The sequence below is a fragment of the Vibrio sp. ABH4_348 genome (genome assembly GCF_056159765.1).
Genome location: NZ_JBSWVW010000002.1, coordinates 1,106,806 through 1,125,947, shown reverse-complemented (window position 1 = coordinate 1,125,947; position 19,142 = coordinate 1,106,806). Strand labels below are relative to the sequence as shown.

Genomic DNA, 19,142 nt, shown 5'->3' with positions numbered 1-19,142 from the left:
TTGAATAGCACCTAGCTAAGCCGCTGAGTGTATCAAACTGCGCTGTCGTCACAACTTGTATTTGCCCAAAACTGAGCAGTCTTAATAGCTCGACGCCAACCTGATAGTCGGGATTTTTGTTTGTCTGGAGATTGTTCGGGGTAAAAGGTAGTAGATATAGTGTTAAGTCCTTGCAGTTCGCTGGCCGATTCCCAGTGACCTATACCAATTCCAGCTAAATAAGCGGCTCCTAATGCAGTCACTTCGATATTCCGAGGTCTATCTATAGCCTTTCCAAGCACATCGGCTTGAAACTGCATTAGAAAATGATTTTTGCTAGCGCCACCATCTACCTTAAGTGTTTTCATTGGTATCCCAGCATCTTCTTCCATTGTGGCAAGAACATCATTGACCTGATAGGCAATACTCTCCAACGTCGCTCTAACAATGTGCTGCTTGTTAGATCCTCTCGTCATGCCAACAAGCGTGCCGCGTGCTTCTTGGTCCCAGTAAGGAGCACCCAATCCGGTAAACGCTGGAACAAGATATACACCATCGCTGCTACTAACCTTTTGAGCCTCATACTCTGAGTCCCTGACGTGCTTAATCAGTTGCAATTCATCTCTCAACCATTGCACCGATGCACCACCCATAAAGACGGAGCCCTCAAGCCCGTAACTTGGTTTACCGTTTCTGTCACAGCAGAGCGTGGTCAACAAGCCACGATTCGAAGTTACTTTTGTTTTTCCTGAATTCATCAACATAAAACAACCCGTACCATAGGTTGTTTTGGCTTGCCCTTTATCTACGCATAATTGACCAAACAATGCAGCTTGTTGATCGCCGGCGACCCCAGTAATAGGTATCTGCACACCGTCTATAGTTGCGAATCCAAAATCACCCGCAGATGGCTGAGTATCAGGAAGAGTTGTCGGAGGAATATCGAAAACGCTAAGCAGGTCAGGATCCCACCTCAAGTCATCGATGTTAAACAAGCTGGTTCTAGAGGCGTTGGTGTAATCGGTAACATGCTTTTCCCCTTGAGTAAGATTCCAAATCAACCAAGTGTCAATGGTTCCAAAGGCTAATTTTCCATCTTTGGCAAGCTCGCGAGCATTTTCAACATTGTCTAATATCCAAGCTAACTTCGAGGCCGAAAAATAAGGATCAAGTAACAGACCTGTTTTATCGGAAATGAGGCGCTCTATATTCTCTTGTTGTTTGAGCACTTGGCAGTATTCTGAAGTTCGCCGACACTGCCAAACTATGGCGTTATATATAGGCTGGCCCGTTTCCCGATTCCAGACCACTGTGGTCTCTCTTTGGTTGGTTATTCCAATTGCTGAAATATCTGATAGAGCAAGATTTGCAGATTCAATTGCAACTTTGATTGTCTTTAGCTGGCTTTGATAAATCTCGATTGGGTCATGCTCTACCCAACCGGGTTTTGGATAAAGTTGTTTTAACTCGATTTGTGCTTCGCCAACTCTTTGGCCTTTAGAATTGAACACATGTGAACGGCAACTGGTTGTACCCTGATCAATCGCCAAGAAGAAACTGTCTGACTCCATCATATTTGTACCAACTTTGCTGAAAATAGGGTTTATACCCAAGTGACGTCAAGATAAAGAAAGTGAGCTCCCAGATGCACTAGGGGCGAGTTTAACGGACTCTCCTACTGTGTTATTGATTCTAGATTTAGAGCGACCACAGCTTCAATTCGATGCCTTGCCTCAAAGCCAGTTAGCTCTCGCTGAAACTCGTACTTTGAAGTTACTTGGGTATATTTTCTACCAGACCAAATGTAATAGATATGTTGGATTTCTCACAAATCGAGTCAGACCTGACTCAATTTGCGAGAAATTTGAGATTAGTTGGCGAAGGACTCGCTTTTGTTCGTAACAGAGAGGCTAAACTTGTTGGCTGACTTCCATAGACAAATCTTGTCTTCTAGAACTACACCTGTTGGTGTATTCCATTGTCTAGATTCACCCAGTTCTGCTCCTAAATGCTGATAAAATTCGATAGCTCGCTGATTGTCTGTAGAAATGCGAGAATAGACACCGCGATCAGAGAAAAACTGCTCAACCCATTTCGCTAACGCACTCAGCAATGCTCTACCGACACCTTGGCCAAGATAATTTTCATCAATATGGAGCGCTTCAATATTTGTACCCAGTTCAAAATCGTGATTACCGAACCCAGCAATAAAACCACAGGGTGCGCCATTTTGATAGGCGATGAGAACTTGTTGATTGATCGGCGGATTAGTAAGTCGCGTTTGCCAGATTGCTAGTTTATCTTCTAAAACATCCTGTTCGAGATATTGCTTATCTAGTATTTGGCTATAGTGATTTTGCCAACTCTCAGCATGAAGTTTGGCAACCACCTCATAATCACTATTTTCTGCTACTTTTATTTCCATATGTAGTCCCTTAAATCTTCCATCAATATCAATTGCAACATTATCTCCAACAATTTGCAAATACTTGAATTTTTCACCTGATAGGCAAAATGTTTCCTTTAGTCATAAGCCTCTAATTCTATTCCTATTTACCTATTCAAGCCTTACTATCTAATTAACTTGTCTTACTTATCCAAATTCAATGAACACTAGAAACCCAAGCTTTAGATATCCTTTATTCGCTCTTTGCATAGCAACTGGATTTCTTCCCTCAACGCAAGCTCATAGAATCACACACACCGCATCGATAGATTGCATTTTATTTGGCTATCAAGAACAAAAATGGCTGGTTGAACATGCTGATACGGATCGAGAAAGAGGGGTTGGTTTGATGAACAGGAGTTCAATGTGTCAAAACTGTGGGATGTGGTTTAGCTTTGAAAAACCTCAGAAACTTAGCTTTTGGATGAAGAATACGCTTATCCCATTGGATATCGCTTTTATCGACAGTAATGGTGTTATTGAGTCTATAAAATCCATGAAACCACAAGACCTGACCAGTGTTCGGTCAAATGGCCCATCTCAATACGCATTAGAGATGAACCAAGGTTGGTTTAAAACCAACGGTATCGACGCGGGTGACAAATTAGGTTTTTCAGTTGGAGAATGTCAAAAGCTCAATAAGTAGGCCGGTCTCAACAGTTAAACACTAGAGAACGCGCGATAGGTCGAGAGGGTTCTTAAAATGATAAAACGAACTTGGAGCGTGCAGCGGGAATCGAACCCGCATCATCAGCTTGGAAGGCTGAGGTAATAGCCATTATACGATGCACGCACATCGCGGAAGCGAGGTCTACTATGCCATAAGACATTTAAAAGAAAAGTCTTTTTTGCCCATCTGAGTCTGAACGCATACAAATCAATCAAAGCGCTGATCATTTGCCCATCGATGTTTAGTTATAAACATTTCTATCAAGCGTTATCGCTTTAAATTCAGTTATCAATTTGAAACAGTTTTCTTCAGAAATTTCAGTCGCAATAAGAGTGTGATCAAATCTCTGTATTATTTATCAGCAATCGAATTTTCACCTCTTGCGCCGATCAAATTTACTGTTTTAGAATCCGAACTGTTGTATTAGTTTCTGTTAAATGACTCATACCAATTGGTTAGTTTTTAACACGTTTTAGACTGAATTGTAGTAAGAAATGCCAAAGAACAAAAAGCACTCTATGAGTTTATGGTTGGCGGTTGTGTACGCTTTTATTATCTTTGCTCCCGCCCTTTGGATCGGTTACGCGCTGGGCTATTAACTTGAATGCAAATTAGACTAGGATCTTTACTGCTAAAGGTCCTTCTTTAACATCACCATGTCTATGCACTGAATACCATTTTCCAGTATCACGTCAGTGTAGTCTTTGAAAAAATCCTTCTTTATCGAATCCATACGAAATCCACATTTTTGATACAAAGCCAACTGGCCCAAACTTGAATTGCCTGTTCCAACAACCATGTTTTTTGCACCAGCAAGTTTTGCCTCTCGCTCTGCGTAGTGAATCATTTGCTTAGCGTGACCTTTACCCTGCTCTGAGTCTGCAACGGCAATATTGCAAAGCTCACATTGATCACCATCTAACGTAATCACAGCAATAGCAATCACTTGTCCATTTTGAATACCTAGGTAAATTTGCCCTTTATTTAAATATTGCTTAACGTTGCCCCAATCAGGATCTGCGTTTAACAGCAAGTCTTTTGATTCTTGCGAAAGAGACTTACTATCGAGTTCGTGAATTATTTTCATAGATTCTCTCAAACTAATTCGGTTCGGGTAAACTACTACAAATCGTATATATTTCAAAAGCTAAAAGTCATTGGATTCACTATATGGACATAGCAATGCTCGCTTCACTCACCAATGTAAAAGTATCTGCGATTCGCTACTATGACGAAATTGGACTAATACAGTCAAATGGTCGTCACGGCTTAAGGCGTCAATTTTCTGAATCAGCTGTACAACAAGTCCAATTCATTAAAGCCTGTCGTCTTGCGGGTTTCTCATTAGAAGAGATTAAACCCATGATGACACTCAATGGAGCAAACGTTGATAAAAGTCTGCTGACCGCAAAAGCGGAACAACTCCAAGCAACCATCTCACAGTTGACCGCTATTAGAGATGGTCTAATCCATGCCTCGAATTGTGATCAGGAAGACCAGTGGCAGTGCCCCAAATTCAAACAGTTATTACGAGTGGCCAATAGAACTTGTTCAGAATAACAGCAGAATAGTAAATACAACCTATTTCACATTTTGCTGAGTCATTGCACTTTTGGTCAGTTTTCAATAACTAAGCCCACCTACTCTTTACTTCTTTAAGTAAGGAGTCGTTATGAATCGAAATCACAGTATAGATGCCATTCGCGGCATGCTTTTAGTCTTAATGACGCTGAATCACTTTATGTGGAATATGCAGGCACAAAGTATATTGCAGCTTTTTACCCTGCAACCATTAGGTCAAGTGAGCGCGGCAGAAGGGTTTATTTTTATTTCTGGTTTAATGGTAGGGCTTGTTTACGCCAGAAAGTCGTTTGATATAGCCAAGAGTAAAATTCTGACCAGAACGTTTCAAATCTATCGGTATCACTTTTTGGCACTTGCGCTCGGCTTTGGTATTGCTTGGGTAGTTGTACAGCTAAATCCTGACTGGATAGGTTTACTCCATTTTATTTTTCCTTTTTTGTATAACTCACCAGTTGAAGCTGTAGCTTGGTCAATACCACTCATTCACAAAGCCCCCTACTATGACATTTTACCCATGTATGTCGCCTTTATGTTGGCAGCGCCATGGGTCATTAAACAATTAAATGCCGGTCGTATAGCGGTCGTCATCGCATTAAGTGTGGCGTTGTGGTTACTCTCTGATTATATCGTTCTAAAAGATCTTTTAACCAAAGCAGGTGCGACAGATTCGATTAACACGGGCTTCTTTAGTTGGTTAGCGTGGCAGTTACCGTTTTTTGCTGGGGTCGCGCTGGGTTTCTACAAAGACAAAATACAGTGGTTTGCTAATAAACTCGTCACTGCTGTTGTTGCGTTGATCGCTGTCGTATTGTTCCTTGCACACCATAACTTTTTTGTAGAATACGGAATTCATCAGGGAGTCTTATTCAATTACGCCGACAAAGCCTATATTGGTTGGTTAAGGCTGCTGAATCTAGCCGTTCTGGTCTACCTGTTTGGTTTTATTGTTTCGGTTAGACCAAGTTGGTTATCAATTCGACCATTGGCACTATTAGGTCGCCATTCGCTGCAAGTGTTTACCTGTCATTACGTTGTAATCATGGCCCTACCGCCACTTGTTGCTATGCTGCCGAGTATCAATGGCCTATTTGAAGTAGCCGTTTTGGCGTCGTGTTTTGTTTTGTTTGTACCAGCACTTTGGCGTGAACGTCAAAAAGTGAAAGCCTTTAAATTTTCTCAAATGTCAAAGCGCAGCGTCGCCTACACAATGTCATTGCCCGTTCTTGCTGCACTAACGATTTATTTAAGCCAAGAAGAGCCATTGCCAGAAATAGCCAGCGATTCGTCTTACGACTTAACTGTTGAAATAGCGCAATACAAACAAAGCGGTGGAACAGTGCTCGCTCAGTTATTTACTGAATCCGACCAGCAAGGACAATTTGGTATGGTTAAGGTTAGTGATCTCGAGAATAATCAGGCATCCGGCATAGTTTTTGAGAATCTACCAGGTGGTTACTACGCGCTGCGTGTATTCCAAGATTTGGATGGTAACCAAGAGCTCAACCTCGATGGGTTTATGCCTCTAGAACCCTTAGGGTTTTCAAACGATCCAGTACTTCAAGGGCCACCTGAGTTCAAAGATATTCGGTTTGCGGTTGACCAAGCCAAAACCGTTAAAGTGACTTTAGTTCACTACAACTAAGTTTCAATAACGCTATGGTCAGTGCCGTGTATTCGGTACTGCCCTTTATTTTTTATCTTTTTCGCGCCGGAATAAGAACCGTAAAGCGCCATTGATTGTCCTCGAATAGTTGCCGGTTGGTAATCCACTCACAGCCCGGTACAAAATAGTGATCTGAATACGGAGCATAAACCAGATGCATGTACTCCCATGCTTCGCCAATTTCGCGCAGAGTACCTAAGAAAACCACTTCAAGAAATTCACTTTGATGAGTGGATTTATTGTTCAGCTGCTCTGTAGAAACGAATCTAAATACAGCATCGTGTTCCGGTCGGTAGTACTCAACGTCACCTTGACCTAATACAAGTACCGGATAGTCATCGGTTTGTGAGAATTTTTCATCGTTACCCAACCATGACAATCGCTCAACGCGACCTAATATACTATCAGGTATGATTTGTTCACTTTCTACATGGTCGGGCAGTTCCTGTGTACATAACGTCTTGCCAATCGACTTTATTGCTTTTGGACGTTTGCACTCATCAACTTCGCATAAATGAAGAAAACCACGTTGAGTATCGCTTTTAGCATCGTATTCCCATATTACTGGGTAAGATGCTTGATGAAGTTGATTTTCAGGAAGAAACACGTTGTATAAGTAACAGTAGAAGCCTGGAACATGATCTCCAGAAGGCAACGAAAACTCGTATACCCAGTTATCACTAAGAGAAATTTGTGTCATTGACTGATTTACTAACTCACCTTCATCAGCATCAATTCCGGCAGCCAATAAAAAGTGAGCATTACTTCCAGAGAAATGGCTTAACATCTCGACCGTATAATAGCGACTGGGTTTTAAGTGCTCCTTGTGCAGAACCTCTTTCAGCTCTCGCCATAGTTGATCAAATTTTGCGTGAAACGTTTGGCCGTCCACGTTCGGTGATGGAAGCGCTGTAAAGCGCGTATGAAGCCGTTTGACCGGGAACTTGGCAAGCTTTGGAGGGTTTGTGTTTATCCACTCAACAAAATTCAAATAAGATTCATCGATATTGTAAGCCCAAGACTTGTAGAATGTCGCCCTCTCCGGGGCTTGTCTAAGGTGCTTAGGCGTAATTCCGAAATACTTTTTGAATGCTCTAATGTAGGACTCTTGGCTTTCAAAGCCTGAATCGAGTGCAATATCTATGATTCTTTTATTCGTTTCAGCTATCTGAGAAACCGACGCCGCCAATCTAACCTGTTTTTGGTAGTTCGCAACGGTTAAACCGGTAAACGTTCGAAATGCGTGTTGAAGATGGGAGCGGCTCACACCGAGTATCGAAGCGAGTTCATTAACTGGAAGATAGGTATTGTTTTTCTGTTTTAACAGTTCCACAACTCTTAAAACTAACGATTTTTGTACTGACATCTTGATAAAAACCCTGGCTCAAAACGAGCAAAATAAACAAGGCTATTCAAGCATATCGATTAAGTTTGATTAACTGGAAGGTAACAAAAAAGTGCGCAATCTCTTGCTGGTTGTATAACTTTATGCAGTATTTGAGACCGCTACCCGAGCGCAGTCAATTTGCTCAACAATCGCTCTGTCCTTACCTTTGCGTTTTGCTTGGTACATGAGCTTATCTGCGTCGGTAAAGTACACTTTATCGTAATTGTTTTGGTAACACGCTCCACCAACGCTCACCGTAATTCGCCCGACACCGGCTCGCGACATATCAATCGCTCGAATATTGGTACAAATTTGATTAGCTAATAGAGCGACAGATTCAAAGTTGGTATTTTTGACCAGAAGCGCAAACTCTTCTCCACCAATGCGAGCACCAATAATGTCATTGGTTTGAAGATCTTTTAACTCTTGTGCGACGGCGGCTATGACTCGGTCACCTGTGTCGTGTCCGTTGGTATCATTGATGTATTTGAAGTTGTCTATGTCCAAGACAATCACACCAACATTGATCCCTAAAAGATCTTTTGATTCAAATTCTTTAACCAATCGTCTGCGATTAATAAGCCCTGTGAGTGGATCGGTTTCACTCAGTACCTTTAGCTCCAAATTCGCTTTTTCTAACTCTCGGGTCTTACTTTTCACCGCGACTTTCAATATCACGATGTAACCAACAAGCAAAATGGTGGCGATGGACACTAACGTCGGCACTAAATAACTGGGGTAGACGGTCTTGATGTGCATCCACCTCGAAAAAATCTGCTCAACATCGTCTTTGGGAATTCTGGAATAACCCCTATCAACAGAATTGAGAATGGTTTGGTTACCCTCGCTGACACCTATCCTTAGTTGCCCAGAATATAAAAATTCCACACTAACAAAAGCGCGATCTTGATTGGATTTGAAAGAGTAATAATTGGCAACTTGCTCGTCAGCGACAAATGCGAAGATTTCACGGTCGAACGCAGCCTTTAGCATCGCTTCATTGTTCGCAAAGGTTGCCAATGTCAGATCCGGATAGTGGCGTTCCATGTACTCTTGTTCATAGGACGCATTGACGACCCCTACTTTTAAGTTTGGTATCTTGGCAACTTCTTGTACCGAAGATTTAAAATGCTCACGCGCAACGTAAAAGTGCGTATCGAGAGCAAGTATAGTTTGCCCATAATCTAGAAATGTCTCCCTGTGTTCTGACCACAATAGTCCACCGTGAACATCAGCGAGCCCTAAAGTGACGGACTCTAGGGATTGATCCCAATCTGTTAATAGAAACGACACTTCCACTTGGTTGTGTATCCCATACGCCTTCCAAAGGTCGATAAGAATACCAGCTGGTTTTCCATCTTCATCGACAAAAGAATAGGGTCGCCAAGCATGAGAATTCGCAATCACAATGGGCTTTTTGGACTGGTCTTGGTAACCATGGGAGTTTGGAGAAAACACCAATAAGAACAGCATTAGTGCAGCAAGCAAGGGGAACATCAACAGCTGAAATACTGTAGTGTTGACTTTAATATCAACGTTGTAAGAAGTGAGCTTCGTTACCAGTGTTTCAATACTCATTGATGCTTAACTACCTTTATGCGTGGACTGTAACGTCCATCTTTCTACTCATTTTAAGTTTTGAGCTCTGACTATTAGGGTCGGTTCTAAGTGCCCAACATGTTCTCACAACCGAGACGGTACTCGAATACTAACGTCATTCCCCTACTTTTGTTATAGGTCACCATACTCATATAGGTGGCGGTTATGATGCTTTTGAGACTTACCTTAACTTTTTGGGAAGACGGTTTCATTTGTTGCAGAGAGCAACCGCTAATACCGCACTTTACCAACCTCACAGCAACAATTTATAACAACTTTAGCTTTTCGTTAAAAAAGAGATTCCAATCACATTTATATTGGCTATAATCCGCGCCGTTGTAGCGTTTTTTGAAAGAGTTAAAAAATAGTTGAGCTCTTAAATGACGTTGAAGTGCATGTCTTAGTAGTTGAGAGAAATAATGAGCAAACTTGATAGAGCCGCAAAAATTCTGGTGGCTGGTTTCTGCATCAATTTGTGTTTAGGTATCCTTTACGCCTGGAGCGTTTTTAACAAAGCGTTAGTAACTGATTTTGGCTGGGATGCAGCGGATGCGTCTGCTCCTTATGCTCTAGCAACCATCACCTTTTCTGTTTGCCTTTTGGTTGCGGGCATCCTTCAAGATAAATTGGGTCCACGGTTAATTCTAATTATGGGCACAACACTAACTGGTTTGGGTATGATTGCTTCCGGTTACGCTGAATCTGTATTAATGCTTAATATTACGTTCGGCGTCATCACAGGTGCAGGTATTGGTTTCGGTTATGCCTGCTTAGCCCCATCGGCTATGAAATGGTTCCACCCGACTAAAAAGGGAATCGTAAATGGTTTGATCGCCGCTGGATTTGGTTTGGCAGCAGTGTTTTTAGCACCACTTACCTCTTGGCTTATTGATTCGATTGGTATTCAACAAAGCTTTATCGTTCTTGGTTCGGGCGTGCTACTCATTGCTGTACCATTAGCTTGCACTATTGTGAATCCACCAGCAGGTTACCAACCAAAAGCACCGAAGTCGCTAGCAAAAGATGCGACGTCCGCTGCTGTCAAACCACGTGATATCAAGTGGATGGCGATGCTAACGACGCCTCAATTTTATTCTCTATGGCTTATGTTTGCCTTCAGCGCTTCGGTAGGTCTGATGATCATTGGCAACATCACCAACATCGCAAGTGTTCAGGCAAACCTACCAAATGCCGTTTATCTTGCTTCTGTCTTAGCAATCTTTAACTCAGGTGGTCGAGTACTCGCTGGCATTTTGTCAGATAAGATTGGTGGATTGAAAACCCTTCTGTTTGCTTTCCTGCTTCAGGCTTTTAACATGGCATTTTTTGCATCATTTGATTCAGATGCGACTCTAATTGTCGGCACCGCTATCGCGGCACTTGGCTATGGTACTTTGCTCGCCGTTTTCCCGTCGATTACCGCTGAATACTATGGCCTAAAAAACTACGGTACCAACTATGGTGTACTTTACACATCATGGGGTGTAGGTGGCGCTATTGGTGCAGCAATCGTGGGAATGTCTATGTCGCAAGGTGGTGATTATAGTCTCGCTTACATGATTTCAGCCGGAATGATGGCTGTGTGTATCCTACTTTCTATCGTCACTAAGCCGATTTCTGAAGCAAAAGCAGCTCAGCTTGCCCCAGAAACGGTAACTGCGTAGAAAAAGCGACTTACCAACATTTTCGAGCCCGGTTTTTACCGGGCTTTTTACATTTGTTACTCTAAATAGTACGTCCTATCGCCTAACCGACTTACTGTGACTATATCAACACCTTCGCCATCAATTACTCTTGCCGATGATTACTATTTAGATAACTTCAGACGTTTGCTTGACCATGCCGTTGACCACTATTTCGATTTGCTAACTGTTGAAGAAAAAGCTTGGATAACTCGTTTTAAAACACAATCAAAAGCAAGCCAGTGTTTGTTAGTTCGGTTATTGTCCCGTAAAGGCGATTGGTTTCGTACCGATAAGCTTAATTACCCTGAAATTGGCAATATCGAATCCTCACTCAACGAACTTCAACAAGATGGATTTGTCGAAATTTCCCCTACGGTGCGGTTAAGCAGCCTACCTTGCTCACTACTTAATAAATCTGAATTATTGATACTAGCCAGAATCAATAACATCGAAGTACCTAACAAACAAATTAAAAAGGAGCCACTTTATACATTGGCGTCTGAATGTCTAGTTGAGCAAGGAACGTTCGAATTCTCCCTAGTTCAGCTCGTAGAACCTGATGTGATTGCCATTCTTCTAATTTTGTTTTTTGGTAACACTCGTCAAGACTTAACTCAATTTGTGCTCAGTGATTTAGGATTAAACAAATTTGAAGATTACCCACTTTCTAAAGAATTGAGGTATTTCCAATCTCGTGAAGATATAAATCAACTGCTCAGGATAACAGCCATAAAAGATGCTCTCACCAATTTGGAGCATAAACAAGTTGAAGGTCTAAGCGCACTTGCCGAAGCAGTTCAAGAGCGTAGCGAGCACAGATATGTCGAGCGACTGAGACAACACGTTATCAATGATATTGCACGAGATTTGGAAAGAGTTGGCGCTTTAGATATCGCCCTACAATTGTATAAAACCACCCAAGTGATCCCTAGTCGCGAGCGACAAGTGCGTATCCACCTAACTAAGGATCAAGCGGAGGACGCGTCAAGCATCTTAGAAACCATGTTGTCTACTCCGCTCAATATTGAAGAACACGAAGTAGCTGAACGACTTTCTTCAAAAGTAACCCGTGCCCTTGGCCACACTGTCAAACGTGTCGCTAAACCCAGTTTCAACGAAACAGCAATGTCTCTAGATTTGTCTCAGCAGCGTGTTGAACAAGCCGTCGTTAATCATTTTAACCACAATGGCTACCAAGCATTTCATTGCGAGAATACTTGGTTGGGCGGTTTATTTGGTTTGTGTTATTGGGACGCGATATACGCTCCGGTAGAAGGGGCATTCATTAATGCTTATCAACATCGGCCGCTAGATTTATACCATGAAGATTTCTTGGAAAAACGTCGCGCCTATTTTGAACAAGCTAACCATCAGCTTCAAGTAGGTGGGTTTGAGGTTTTAAAGCAGCACTACACCGAGAAATTGGGTGTGATTAATCCATTTGTACATTGGGATGTTTTCACGCTAGAGGTGCTTGAGCTGACCGAACAACACCTCTCTATCGAGGAGTTGTATCCGCTCTTTTCCATTCTCCTGTCTGACATCAAGCGGTTCAGAAATGGCATGCCCGATCTTATTGCCTTTGGACACGGTCATTGGCGTTGGATTGAAGTAAAAGGCCCTGGCGACAAATTGCAACACAATCAGGTCCGTTGGATCAATGCGGCGCAGAAATCCGGAAAAACCATTGAAGTGCTTTACGTCAACCCACCGGAATAGCTCTTCTGATTAATTACTGCTGTATCAAAGCGTGCTGAAAGTTTGCTTTAGTAAAGTGCCCAAATACCCATTCAGGGTCGAGATAATCTAATGTAGATGGATGGCGATCTGTGTAACCAGCCGACCAGTTCCCGCGTCCGATTGAAGCATAGTCTGTCTGATGTCCCAACCGGATGGTAAAGTGCAAATGTGGAATGATTCCAATCCCATAGGACTCATTCACATCTGCGACATAGCCTATGAGTTCTCCTTGCTTTACATGTGTTTTGTCAGTCATCCATCTTGTTAATGACAAGTGGCCATACAAAGAATGTAAATTAGTATCTTGATGGTTCACGATAATAAGACCGCCGTATCCGCCGAGCTCACCATTGAAAGAGATTTGTCCGTCGGCAATGGCGTATACTTCTGCACCCGGATGGGCGAAATAGTCCGCTGCTGCGTGAAATTTGTTTGGGAAACGGGAAACCTTACCAAATTCTGCAAAACCTTGAATAATCGAGCGCTGCGCTAAAGGCCAAACGAATCTTTGATTGCCTTGCTCCAGCGACTCTTGCACTTCGGACTGCAATTGCAATTGGTAGGCGTGCGCCTGATCTGCGTTTTTGCGATTGGCTTGGGCGGCTAAAACCAAAATAATGACTGACACAGTCAATACCAATCCAATCTTTACTCTCTTCGCCATCACTTCAGCCCTAATCCAAGTCACACTAATATCTGTTATGGACTCTCAATTATACTGATTCAAAAAATTGCTATTGAGGCCAGTGACAATATTCTGATTTCATTAACAATAATTAATGCTCGACTTAGAATCATAACCTATCCTTTTGTAATTATTGGTTAAATTCAATAGTCCGCACGATATTGTTTCCCGCGAAAGCTTGACTACACTAAAACCAAGCTCGTTGTTTTAGGAGGTGTAGTATGGGAATCCAAGACAGTATTGAAGCGATAGAACAACAAATTTTTGTGGCGTGCTCAGAGGGCGATTACGACACAGTCACCATGTTAGAGCATCAGTTACAAAGCTTGAAACGCCAATACAAAGACGAACATTGGCAAGATGCGTCGTTAAAAAATGGTGACATGTTCAGTGACGACTGGTACTAATAACTAGCATTAGCGAGATTTATAAGCGTCTTTGTCTATGTTGTGCTTTTTCATTCTCAAATAGAGCTTTTTACGCGGAACTTGTAGGTAACTTGCCGCTTCTGTGACTTTACCACTGTGCAAAAACAACGCATCTTCAATGAGTTGACGCTCGTAGGAATCAATCAAGGTATCTAGCGGGGTATTTTGATTGTCCTGCGTGATCACTCGATCACGTCCGGTCAATTTAACAATGCCAATTGCGTACAACTCGGCCACATTTCTTAGCTCTCGCACATTCCCAGGCCAAGTGTAATTTCGTAGTACCTGTAAATAGCCCGAATCGACTTTAGGCACCACCTTGCTGAGTTTTTTACAGCTTAGTTTTAGATAATAGTGAAACAGTGCCGCTATATCGTCTGGGCGATCGCGAAGGCTCGGGACCTTTACCGTTCCTTGGCTGAGAACATAGTACAACTCTGGTAACAAAACGTGTTCTGACAAATAGAATTGTGGGTCGGTTTCCAACACGGTGACAACCCTGACGCAATGTAAGTTCAATCTGGATTGACGTATCAAACCATCAGCCAACAGGCGCTGCTTTTCTTCTGACAGTACTTCAAGCCCATCGACTACCCAAAAGCTGGGGCGCTGCTGTTTAAGTGCATCAAGCAGCCCGTCAATGTCGCCGGATTGAGCGATATCTAAAAACACCAGTTCTCGTGAGTCTTTGCTGCTTTGATGAATAAGACTCGCAATATCATGCCGAGTCGTACCGCTCTCACCCCACAAGGTGATGTGGCAATCCACCAGCCCCAATTTAGCGATGTCTTGCTTGAGAGTTTTACTTTGCGCCGATTGCCCGACTAAAGCTTTATCGATGGTGCTAAAGACCTGCTTTAGATTCTCGACTTGTTGCTCGCGAACTTGGCTATAGCGCTTAATTAACTCAAGTAAACGCGAAGGCTCAACCGGTTTTTCTAAAAATTCACACGCGCCGAGCTTCATGGCATCGACCGCCATCGGAATATCGCCATGACCGGTTACCACAATGACAGGGATTCCATCATCGATGGCTTTAATTTCCTGTAATACCTCTAAGCCGTGTTTTTGTGGCATATACATATCCAAAACCACAACGCCCTGCCAAGACTTATCCAACAAATCACTGACCAAATTAGGGTCGGCGATGGTTCGGCCTCTTAGGTTTGAAATAGTCATTAGGTGCTGATAAGCATCCAGTACATCTTGGTCATCATCGACCAATATTACGTTGTAACTTTTAGTCTTCATTTGGCACATTGTTCATTAGGTTAGGTATTACTAAGACGATCATCGCACCGCCTTGAACATGAGACGCCAAGAAAATCTCGCCGCCGTATCGTTGAATTAGCGATTTACAGATATTGAGTCCAAGTCCAAGACCCACCTCTTTGGTTGAAGTAAATGGCGTAAAGATTTTGTCGACAATTTTATCGTCCCAGCCTGCTCCACTATCGGAAATCAGCAACAGAGTGTCATTCTTCGAGCCAGACCGATTTAGTGTCTGAAGTGTTTCAACTTCAATCCAAGCATCTGAGCTTGGCGTTTGACTCAATGCATCTAATGCGTTGACCAAAACGTTAATCACTATTTGTTCAAGTGCGATCTCATCCGACAACACGGTGCAATCCGATAGCTTTTCAGCCTTAATTTCCACTTGTTGGCGATTTGCTCTTGGACCAAGGATATTAAGCGCTTGTTCGTATACTTTTGAAAGCGACACCGGTTTCACGTCATCATGATTATCGGTTCGCCGCGCAAACTGCTTTAAACTGTTTACAATCTTGGCCATGCGATGCACTAAGCTTTCCACCTTGCTCACGCTGAGCTTGGCCGCCTCGATGTTGGCTTCATTTAGAGCAATATCGGCGCTGTAAAGATAGGTATTCATTGCATTTAACGGCTGATTTAATTCATGAGCCAAACTGGTCATGGCTTGCCCTACGACTGCCATTTTCGCTGTTTGTACCAACTCGTTTTGAGTTTGCAATAAGTGATGTTCTGCCCTTTCTCGCTCATGTATTTCGAGTTGTAGTTGGTGGTTTCTTTGCTGTAAGTCTTGGGTTTTCGCTTCAACTACTTTTTCTAATTCTTGGGCAGTCAAGGTTTGGTCTGTCACATCCGTCACTGTCAACATCACCTTGTTTCGATTACCTTGCTGGAAGCGTCGAAAATCTAGCGCCAAATACTGAACATCTGTGTTTTCAAAATGTTCAATGGTCAAGGTACAACACCCCTTGCTAAACAAAGCGCTCCCTTCACTAAACATTGAAGACAAGGGCGCTTGTTGGTGCGGTTCAAAAAAATGCCAAAGCGGCGTGCCTTGTGGCTCAGTTTTGATCTTAAGCCAGTCTTTAGCCCGTTCATTTGCTGATTCAACCACACCTTGGTTATTGCATATCAATAAACTGGCGGTTGCGTTATTAAGTAAACTGAGCGCGTTTATCCGCTGCATGTGTTTAACTTGACGCCCATACTCCACTAACTTCTTACTGAGTAGCCCTATCTCATCGTCGCCATCAACACGAGTTATTGGTTGCGCAACATCGTTAGTTACGGCGTCGATGCTTGCGCTCAGCCTATTTAGTCTGGCCACAATTCGAATACGGACAAAGTAGTAGGTGACAAACAAGCTAAACAAGACTGAAACAACAAATCCGGCCAGTAACAACTGGTTGCCGAACGAAATGATTTTCTGGGTATCTTTTTTGACTTCGACAAATTGACGGTCAGCCCAAGAAACCATGTTACTCAATTCTTGGTTGATCACACGCAACTGGTGCGACACATCCTGCTCCCGCTTTTCCATCTCTACTTGTGCGTCCAACTGAGTTAAAAGGTGTGTTTCAAACTCGCCCCCTGCTCTCAGTGCCTCCGATAATTCTTCCAACATTTGGTTGAAGGCAATCGCCGATGGCTCTTGTTTGAGTAACTCAGCGACATTAGCGAGTTCAGCAAGACGAAACTCAATCACCTTTAGTGCATTTTCAACCACAGACCTTTGCCGATAAGTCAGTACTTCTTGCACTAATTGATACAATTCAAGTTCGCGATCAATGACTCGTTGAATGGTCTGCAGCCGTTTTAACACTGTATCTCTGGGGGTTTGTATGCTGTTAAGTTGCCATTGGTATTCATCGCGAAGTGGGGTGAGCTCTGTGTGTATATCTTGGTGTAACCAATCTATCTGCTCATTGGAGGCTTCAATTTTTCGCTCCAACTGAATAAAGTGCGCCACCGCATCTCTAAGCCCATTCACATCCTGTTTTAGTTGTTGATATTGGGAGCGCAGCGTCTGACTTGATTGATGCACCACATTGATGCTGTCCTGCGTATCCAACATCATTAATACTTGATCGATTTGTTCTTGAATCGCATCGTTCGCTTGGTCCAACTCAACCAGATTTTCTGCGTTGCGAATGCTGTGAATACGCTGCAGGATCTCATTGCCTCGTCCTTCTAACACATAGCTGGCGTTATACGTTGGTACATTGTCAACCAAAACACGGTTTACTTGTTGATCGAGTTGGCCCCAAGTAAACCACGCGATGACACTGACCAATAACAATAAAAAACTGCTGGCTGAAAATGCCCATACTAAACGCGAGCCGATGCTGTTTTGCATCCGAAACCTCATCGTTCTTCACCTCGCATTAATATGTGTAATTCACGATTCACATGGCTCAAGTTGGCGCTGAGTGTCTGACTCAGTTCATGGCTAAACTCAGCCAAAATCAGCGGTTTATTCTCGGATGTCATTTGTTCGTCTAATCTAGCCATGCGCCGCTGCCAGTTTGCCAGTTCATGTTCAGTCACTGGCACCTTAAATAACTGCTGTTTTAACTGGTCAAGTTTGTTGATAACTAACGCATCATTTCGATAGTGCTGTTTTAATGTATTGAGTCTGAGCCACGCGTCTTGCAGCTCCGGTAAACGACGGGTCACCATAAGATCGTATATATCATTAACCAAATATTCGCGCGCCATGAGCTGCGACAGATCTAAATTGGGCGTGTTATCGCTATACAGGGCATCATCGGTAATTGAGTGCTTAGCAAGTAAAGAGTCAGCAAGTTGATTTTGTACTAATGGCCGTCGTAATAAGCTCATTAGCTTTTGTGCCAAGTCTGCGCGGCCATAACGCGTTACGGCAATATAGGTTGGCATCAATGTTAGGTTGGCATCATGGACAAATTGCAGATGCGGAAAGTCTCTTTGCAACAACAATGCATAACTGTCTATTGTCGGTCCTATGCCATAACGCCCTTTCGCCACATAATCGCTCACAGTAAAGCTACGAGACGCAATAGAACCCAAATTGGCACCCAAATTACTGATAATCTGCCAACCTTTTTGCCAACCGTATGTCTTTAATACACTTTCAACCATCAACTGGGTGGTACCAGAACGCGCTGGAGTGCTCATGGTAATGTGCCCAAAATAGGCAAACTGAGTCAGGCTCTCAAAGCCGTTTGGCGTTTCGAGTTGATGGCGTGCTAGGTAATCACGATTCCAAATCAGACCCGCTCCGGAATACCCAAACGGCAGAGCTTGATTTGGCTTGATAAGCACGTAGGGGGCTAGCCATTCAGGAGTGGGATAACGTTGGTCGATCTGTTGTAACTTTCTTTGCTCGGCCAAATGCTGCAAGAGATAAGGCGAGGATGTGAGTACCAGATCCACTTCATCTAAATAGCGTTTATCTAACATTTGTCGAATCGAACGAGTACGACGATGCAAAATTCGCAACTCGATGTTTGGGTGCGCCTCCTTAAAAGACTCCGCGATAGTTTGCGTCGGCTCTCTGGAAAACGTCGTGAGTATCACCAACTCCTCTTTTTCAATACTTTGATCACGCAATGGTTCAGTGCCTTTGTCAGCCTCCACAACTTGACCAAGGCTAAGCCCGCTTACCAAAACCAGTAGGACCAACAGTACACGTAGAAAAGAGATTCGGTTAGCAGTCACAAAAACCTCACATATTGTGCGTTATATCAAAAGTCTATCAGATAGCGAAAAAACCGCTTAAGCCTAGTGTGAGTCAAACTTGACGCAAACCGCGCAGCTCAGGTGTGAATTTTATCAATGTCGGCATTCAATACGAGTTGGAAATGACACACTTTTCACACCGTTGGTTTTGAAATTGAGTCAGTTTTGTCTCAAATCGACTGCTTTGCCGCGCCGCACTCCAAAAGTCATAGTCCTTTCCGCAACGCACGCAGCCAATGTCAACTCTGTTGTCCTTTGCTGAATGTATGCCCTTTTAAATGACAGTT

Annotated in this window: 15 protein-coding genes and 1 tRNA gene; 6 read left to right on the top strand and 10 right to left on the bottom strand. The window is 43.0% G+C overall.

Annotation, left to right across the window (positions count from 1 at the left end; genetic code table 11):
* Positions 1 to 32 precede the first annotated feature (32 nt).
* Both glpK and ACXAFJ_RS18955 read right to left on the bottom strand, forming a co-directional pair.
* Complete coding sequence (gene glpK / locus ACXAFJ_RS18960) at positions 33 to 1,550, bottom strand: glycerol kinase GlpK (RefSeq protein WP_475325801.1); 1,518 nt, start codon at positions 1,548 to 1,550, stop codon at positions 33 to 35.
* A gap of 299 nt (positions 1,551 to 1,849) precedes the next feature.
* Positions 1,850 to 2,404, bottom strand: coding sequence for an N-acetyltransferase family protein (locus ACXAFJ_RS18955; protein WP_475325587.1), 555 nt, complete (start codon positions 2,402 to 2,404; stop codon positions 1,850 to 1,852).
* Between the two features lie 181 nt (positions 2,405 to 2,585).
* Here ACXAFJ_RS18955 and ACXAFJ_RS18950 point away from each other — a divergent pair, with 181 nt between their 5' ends.
* Positions 2,586 to 3,071 (top strand): DUF192 domain-containing protein, encoded by a 486-nt coding sequence (locus ACXAFJ_RS18950; protein WP_475325585.1) that lies wholly within the window; start codon positions 2,586 to 2,588, stop codon positions 3,069 to 3,071.
* A 72-nt stretch (positions 3,072 to 3,143) separates the two neighbouring features.
* On the opposite strand, the gene ACXAFJ_RS18945 is transcribed toward ACXAFJ_RS18950, so the two are convergent.
* Together ACXAFJ_RS18945 and ACXAFJ_RS18940 are read right to left on the bottom strand one after the other, a co-directional pair.
* Positions 3,144 to 3,218: transfer RNA gene (locus tag ACXAFJ_RS18945), tRNA-Gly, on the bottom strand.
* 508 nt (positions 3,219 to 3,726) lie between these two features.
* Positions 3,727 to 4,182, bottom strand: coding sequence for a GNAT family N-acetyltransferase (locus ACXAFJ_RS18940; RefSeq protein WP_475325584.1), 456 nt, complete (start codon positions 4,180 to 4,182; stop codon positions 3,727 to 3,729).
* 83 nt (positions 4,183 to 4,265) lie between these two features.
* Here ACXAFJ_RS18940 and ACXAFJ_RS18935 point away from each other — a divergent pair, with 83 nt between their 5' ends.
* Positions 4,266 to 4,655, top strand: coding sequence for a MerR family transcriptional regulator (locus ACXAFJ_RS18935; RefSeq protein WP_475325582.1), 390 nt, complete (start codon positions 4,266 to 4,268; stop codon positions 4,653 to 4,655).
* 112 nt (positions 4,656 to 4,767) lie between these two features.
* Entirely contained in the window at positions 4,768 to 6,321 is a 1,554-nt protein-coding gene (opgC, locus tag ACXAFJ_RS18930) for an OpgC domain-containing protein (RefSeq protein ID WP_475325580.1), read from the top strand.
* A 52-nt stretch (positions 6,322 to 6,373) separates the two neighbouring features.
* Here opgC and ACXAFJ_RS18925 read toward each other — a convergent pair whose 3' ends face one another.
* Positions 6,374 to 7,708 (bottom strand): helix-turn-helix transcriptional regulator, encoded by a 1,335-nt coding sequence (locus ACXAFJ_RS18925; protein WP_475325578.1) that lies wholly within the window; start codon positions 7,706 to 7,708, stop codon positions 6,374 to 6,376.
* A 120-nt stretch (positions 7,709 to 7,828) separates the two neighbouring features.
* On the bottom strand, positions 7,829 to 9,307 hold the full coding sequence (locus tag ACXAFJ_RS18920; RefSeq protein WP_475325576.1) for a transporter substrate-binding domain-containing diguanylate cyclase: 1,479 nt from the start codon (positions 9,305 to 9,307) through the stop codon (positions 7,829 to 7,831).
* 440 nt (positions 9,308 to 9,747) lie between these two features.
* Between ACXAFJ_RS18920 and ACXAFJ_RS18915 the strand changes: the two genes are divergently transcribed.
* Positions 9,748 to 10,992 carry an L-lactate MFS transporter gene (locus ACXAFJ_RS18915; protein ID WP_475325575.1) on the top strand — a complete coding sequence of 415 codons (1,245 nt, stop codon included), beginning with the start codon at positions 9,748 to 9,750 and terminating at the stop codon, positions 10,990 to 10,992.
* A 96-nt stretch (positions 10,993 to 11,088) separates the two neighbouring features.
* On the top strand, positions 11,089 to 12,732 hold the full coding sequence (locus ACXAFJ_RS18910; protein ID WP_475325573.1) for a VRR-NUC domain-containing protein: 1,644 nt from the start codon (positions 11,089 to 11,091) through the stop codon (positions 12,730 to 12,732).
* A 13-nt stretch (positions 12,733 to 12,745) separates the two neighbouring features.
* On the opposite strand, the gene ACXAFJ_RS18905 is transcribed toward ACXAFJ_RS18910, so the two are convergent.
* Positions 12,746 to 13,417 carry a M23 family metallopeptidase gene (locus tag ACXAFJ_RS18905; protein ID WP_475325572.1) on the bottom strand — a complete coding sequence of 224 codons (672 nt, stop codon included), beginning with the start codon at positions 13,415 to 13,417 and terminating at the stop codon, positions 12,746 to 12,748.
* Between the two features lie 242 nt (positions 13,418 to 13,659).
* On the opposite strand from ACXAFJ_RS18905, the gene ACXAFJ_RS18900 reads away from it, so the two are divergent.
* Positions 13,660 to 13,845: a hypothetical protein gene (locus ACXAFJ_RS18900; RefSeq protein WP_475325571.1), complete on the top strand. Its 186-nt coding sequence runs from the start codon at positions 13,660 to 13,662 to the stop codon at positions 13,843 to 13,845.
* 9 nt (positions 13,846 to 13,854) lie between these two features.
* On the opposite strand, the gene ACXAFJ_RS18895 is transcribed toward ACXAFJ_RS18900, so the two are convergent.
* From ACXAFJ_RS18895 to ACXAFJ_RS18885, 3 genes are read right to left on the bottom strand one after another with little or no spacing between them, the layout of a single operon-like run.
* Positions 13,855 to 15,117, bottom strand: a complete 1,263-nt coding sequence (locus ACXAFJ_RS18895; RefSeq protein ID WP_475325569.1) for a sigma-54-dependent transcriptional regulator — start codon at positions 15,115 to 15,117, stop codon at positions 13,855 to 13,857.
* Entirely contained in the window at positions 15,107 to 17,491 is a 2,385-nt protein-coding gene (locus ACXAFJ_RS18890; RefSeq protein ID WP_475325568.1) for an ATP-binding protein, read from the bottom strand. Before ACXAFJ_RS18890 ends, ACXAFJ_RS18895 begins: the two co-directional genes overlap by 11 nt.
* Before the next feature lie 8 nt (positions 17,492 to 17,499).
* On the bottom strand, positions 17,500 to 18,834 hold the full coding sequence (locus ACXAFJ_RS18885) for an ABC transporter substrate-binding protein (protein WP_475325566.1): 1,335 nt from the start codon (positions 18,832 to 18,834) through the stop codon (positions 17,500 to 17,502).
* Between the last annotated feature and the right edge of the window lie 308 nt (positions 18,835 to 19,142).